Here is a 1,496-nt window from a genome sequence, read left to right on the forward strand (position 1 = left end):
TCTGGGGGACCCGCGTCGTCAAGGGCATCCCGCTCAAGGACTACGCCTCCTGGCTGGACGAGGGCGCCCTCTTCAAGGGGCAGTGGGGCCTCAAGGACCCCGATCTGACCGAATCGGAGGGCCGACCTCGGCTCCGTGGCTGGCTGGACCGGCTGCACACCGACCAGCTCCTCGAAGCGGCCGTCGTCCACGGATACTTCCCCTGCGTCTCCAAGGGCGAGGACCTGATCATTCTCGACGAGGACGGAGGCGAGCGGACCCGCTTCACCTTCCCCCGGCAGAGCCGCGGCGCCCGCCTGTGCCTCGCGGACTTCTTCCGTCCCGAGGAGTCCGGCGAGACCGACGTCGTCGGCCTCCAGGTCGTCACCGTCGGATCCAGGATCGGCGAGGAGACCGCCCGCCTCTTCGAGGCGGACGCATATCGCGACTACCTGGAACTGCACGGACTCTCCGTACAGTTGGCCGAGGCGCTCGCCGAGTACTGGCACGCCCGGGTACGGCTCGAACTCGGCATCGCCGGATCCGATCCCTCGGCCATGGCGGGCATGTTCCGCACCGAATACCAGGGGTGCCGCTACTCGCTCGGCTATCCCGCCTGCCCCGACCTGGAGGACCGCGCGAAGATCGCCGACCTCCTCCGGCCGGAGCGGATCGGCGTCCACCTCTCGGAGGAGTTCCAGCTCCACCCCGAGCAGTCCACCGACGCCATCGTGGTCCACCACCCCGAAGCCGGCTACTTCAACGCGGGAGGCCGCCGGTGAACGCGGTGGCGGCCCCCGGAACCGACTGCACCGACCTGAGCTCAAGGAGCGTTCCTCATGCCTGCTGAATTCACCGACTTCAAGGTCGCGGACCTCTCCCTGGCCGCGTTCGGCCGTAAGGAGATCACGCTGGCCGAGCACGAGATGCCGGGCCTGATGTCGATCCGCGAGGAGTACGCGGCGACCCAGCCGCTGGCCGGCGCCCGCATCACCGGCTCCCTGCACATGACCGTGCAGACGGCGGTCCTCATCGAGACGCTCGTGGCCCTCGGCGCCGAGGTCCGCTGGGTGTCCTGCAACATCTACTCCACCCAGGACCACGCGGCCGCCGCGATCGCGGCGGCCGGGATCCCCGTCTTCGCCTGGAAGGGCGAGACGCTGGAGGAGTACTGGTGGTGTACGGAGCAGGCGCTGACCTGGCCGGGCCACGCGGGCCCGGCTGCGCCTGATGGTGGGTCCTCGTACCTCGGCCCCAACATGATCCTCGACGACGGCGGTGACGCGACCCTCCTCGTCCACAAGGGCGTCGAGTACGCGAAGGCCGGCGCGGTCCCGGACCCGTCGACCGCGGACAACGAGGAGATGGCCCTGGTCCTCGCGCTGCTGCGGAAGACCGGCATCGACTGGGCGGCCCTGGCCGCCGAGATCCGCGGCGTGACGGAGGAGACCACCACGGGTGTCCACCGCCTGTACGAGATGATGGCCGAGGGCACGCTGCTCTTCCCGGCGATCAAT

2 protein-coding genes are annotated in these 1,496 nt (G+C 69.7%); both read left to right on the forward strand.

The annotated features are described in order from the left end of the window. Nucleotides 1-761: vitamin B12 dependent-methionine synthase activation domain-containing protein (locus tag ACWDYJ_RS36240; protein WP_451569859.1), on the forward strand; the 761-nt coding region annotated here is incomplete at its 5' end. 57 nt (nucleotides 762-818) lie between these two features. After that, nucleotides 819-1,496: adenosylhomocysteinase (locus ACWDYJ_RS36245; RefSeq protein ID WP_451569860.1), on the forward strand; the 678-nt coding region annotated here is incomplete at its 3' end.

This window comes from Streptomyces sp. NPDC003042, assembly GCF_053591315.1.